Here is a 3,127-nt window from a genome sequence, read left to right as displayed (position 1 = left end):
GTCGGAGAGGTCGGCGATCACAAAGCGCGAGACGGCGGCGAAGCGGACGATCGCTTCGATCAGGTCGCGCTCGCCGGGTTTCTCGAAATCGAACAGGATCGGCACGTACCGCAGCGGTGGCGTGGTCAGCGCCTTCTTCAGTGCGTCGAGCAGCGCCTTGCGCTGGTCGGTGAAACGACCGAGAAGCAGGACGCTGCGCTGCGCAATGTCCGAAAGCATGCGGCTGACTCCGGCGCCGTCCAGTTTCCTGGACAGCACCTCGACATCGCGGATCGCCTGTTGGCGCTCGGCACGGATCTGGCGCTGCTGAGCCTGGAGTTCCCGCCGTGGGCGGCGTGGAAACAGAATGGCATTGTCGGCCGGCATGTAGGCCATGAAGCGGCCCCAGTCGCAGTCGTAAAACGAACGCCCCGGTTCCATCACGTAGAGGCGGGCGGTGGTCAGCGCCTCGTCGAGCGACAGGCCGACGGCGAGCGACTTGTAGAGGCTTTCGGCGAAGTTCAGTGCAGCGATGTTGCTGACCAGCCCCTGCACGCCGACCAGTGCCGGGATGCCGGCGCGCATGAAGGGCCGCACGAAAGGCCAGAAGCCGCTGTTGCAGGCGTTGAAGACAGCCAGACGGGTACCGGCTGCGGCCAGGCGGGTGGCGAGCGCGGCGGCGGTGGCCCAGGCCGCGCGGTCGGCGAGCGATTCGACGTAGCGTGGCTCGCTCGCCCGGGCGAGCTGTACCAGCGTGCCTTCACCGGCTTCGACTTCGGTATGTCCGGCATAGTGGAAGATGTCGTAGCCCTCTGCCAGTCGTGTCTCGATCCGCGCCGCCGCATCCGCTGCCTCGAACTGCAGTTCGATCAGCTCGCCGAGTGGTTCCATCGTCTTCGCCAGGCCGTTGAACTCGACCTCGACGCCCCAGGTGTCGCTGCCATCGTCGAAGCGCGTGCCGATGAACAGAACGCGCTGGGTGCGGTTGTCGGGTGAGCGCAGCGACGCCACCGACGGTGGTTCGCGTACCAGAGAGATGCGTCCGTCGGTCAGCAGAAAGCCGCTGTGGGCTGCCGGGGCATCGACATCGCGGCGGTAGAGGAACTCCCACGGCAGGTCGATCAAATCGTCGTCAAGGCAGAGCCGCAGACGCAGTCCCAGTGAGCGATCGGGTGCGACGATGCGCAGGCTCTCGCCCAGCAAGACCCAGACCGGATCGGGCAGCAGGATACGCGCCAGGTGGCGCCCGACCGCGGCGCCGCGTGCCAGCGGCGCGTCATCGGCAATGCGATAGTCGGCGGCATCGAAGGCGCCGATCTTCACCGCGATCGGTGCGCGCATGGCGCCGGCTGGCGTCGAATGCGCAATGACCTGGACAAAGGAAGTTTCGCGCCAGGCACGCAGCGAGAAGTCCAGGAAGCGCATCGGCCCGGATTGCCGAGCCTTGCTGGTGATGGTCATGTGAGCCAGCCTGAAGAACGGGAGGAAGGTGGGCGCGCAATTCGCGCCGAGTATCTCGCGATCACCGCGGCGCCGTCAATCGGCGACCGCCTGGGCGCGCGTGGCGGGCAGTGCCGCCCCGTTCTGCAACATGCAATCCGGATTCGCCGGATGTCGGGGCGAGTCGCTCCCGGCGGTTGGCCAGCAATTCAGTCGGCCAATGCACTGGCCAGCGTCCTGGCGTTCAGCCGCATCATCCCGACATAGGTTCCGGCCGGCGTGCCGGGAGGTGCGAGGGAGTCGGAATACAGTGCACCGCCGATGCGTGCACCGGACTCGCGGCTGATGCGTTCGAGCAGGCGCGGGTCGATGCTGTTCTCGACGAAGATCGCCCGCACTTTCTCGCGACGGATCTGACGGATGATTGCCGCGACGTCAGCGGCAGTCGGTTCGGCGTCCGTATTGGCGCCGACCGGCGCGATGAAGCGGATGCCGTAGGCACGACCGAAATAGCCAAAGGCGTCATGCGAGGTGACCACCTTGCGCTGCTCGGCCGGGATGTTCCGGAAGCCGGTACGAATCTCCTTGTCGGCGTCCGCAATCTCCCGTTTCAGGCGGGTAGCGTTGGCCTGGTACAGCGGGCGGCTGGCCGGGTCTGCCTCGGCGAGAGCCTGCGCGATGTTGTCCACATAGCGAGCGGCGTTGCTGGCGTCCTGCCAGGCGTGCGGGTCGAGGTCGCCGTCGTGCGCATCATGCTGGTCAGGACGCGTGCGCGTCTGGTGGAGCGGGCTGATGCCCTGGCTGGCGACGATCAGCTTGCCGCGGTAGCCAGACGACTTGACCAGACGTTCGATCCAGCCTTCGAAGCCGAGCCCGTTGACAATGACCATCCGCGCGCGTGCCAGGGTCCTGGCGTCGCTCGGCGTCGGCTGGTAGACGTGTGCGTCGGAGCCGGGACCGACCAGGGTGTGGATCTGCACGCGATCACCGCCGACCTGCTTGGTCAGGTCGGCCAGGATGCTGAAGCTGGCCACGATCGGCAGCGGTTCGGCCGTGGCGTTGCCGGGGAGCAGCAGGTAGCTGGCGAAGAGGCAGCGCAGCATGGGGATGAGCAACCGCTTCAGTGTACCGAAGATAGGGGCTGGCATGGTTTCTCTTCCTGCGGTCAGCGCTCGAAATGCCAGCCGGACCGCCAGCGGCTGGCCAGCGGTGCGAGCGGTCCGATGGCCAGCGACAGCAAGTAAAGTGCACCGAGTGTGAGCACGATTGCCGGTCCGGCGGGCAGGTTGATGTGGTACGACAACAGAAGGCCGGTGATCGAGCCGGCAATGGCCAGACCGCTGGCCATCAGCAGCAGCGGGCCGATATTGCACACCCACAGACGTGCCGCGGCCGCCGGCAGGATCATGATTCCCACCGCCATCAGGGTGCCCAGGGCGTGGAAGCCGGCGACCAGATTGAGTACCAGCAACACCAGGAAGCCATAGTGGGCCAGTGGACCGAGGCGGCTGATGCGTGCCAGGAAGGCCGGGTCGCAACCTTCCAGGACGAACAGCCGCAGGCCGATGGCGAGCGCCACGATCGACAGCGAGGCGAAGCCGGCGAGCAGCAGCAGCGCCGCGTCGTCGAGCGCAAGGACGCTGCCGAAAAGCACGTGCAGCAGGTCGACGCTGCTGCCGCGCAGCGAGATGATGAGGACACCGGCCGA

3 protein-coding genes are annotated in these 3,127 nt (G+C 66.7%); all 3 read right to left on the bottom strand.

What is annotated here, in order from left to right; translation table 11 throughout:
• On the bottom strand, nucleotides 1-1,440 hold a 1,440-nt coding region (locus tag JNK99_RS10570; protein ID WP_291852534.1), incomplete at its 3' end, for a CHAT domain-containing protein.
• A gap of 188 nt (nucleotides 1,441-1,628) precedes the next feature.
• A complete protein-coding gene (locus JNK99_RS10565; RefSeq protein ID WP_291852531.1) occupies nucleotides 1,629-2,567 on the bottom strand; it encodes a metal ABC transporter substrate-binding protein in 939 nt (312 codons plus the stop codon).
• A 17-nt stretch (nucleotides 2,568-2,584) separates the two neighbouring features.
• A partial coding sequence (locus tag JNK99_RS10560) for a metal ABC transporter permease (RefSeq protein ID WP_291852528.1) occupies nucleotides 2,585-3,127 on the bottom strand: 543 nt, incomplete at its 5' end.

Origin of the sequence: Accumulibacter sp. (genome assembly GCF_016789985.1) — a bacterium.
Taxonomy (GTDB): Bacteria; Pseudomonadota; Gammaproteobacteria; order Burkholderiales; family Rhodocyclaceae; genus Accumulibacter.
Note: the sequence above shows the minus strand (reverse complement) of the source record. Positions and strands in the feature narration are given on the sequence as shown.

Coding starts and splice junctions, on each gene's coding strand:
- JNK99_RS10565 (WP_291852531.1), bottom strand. CDS start 2,567: ATGCCAGCCCCTATCTTCGGTACACTGAAGCGGTTGCTCATCCCCATG.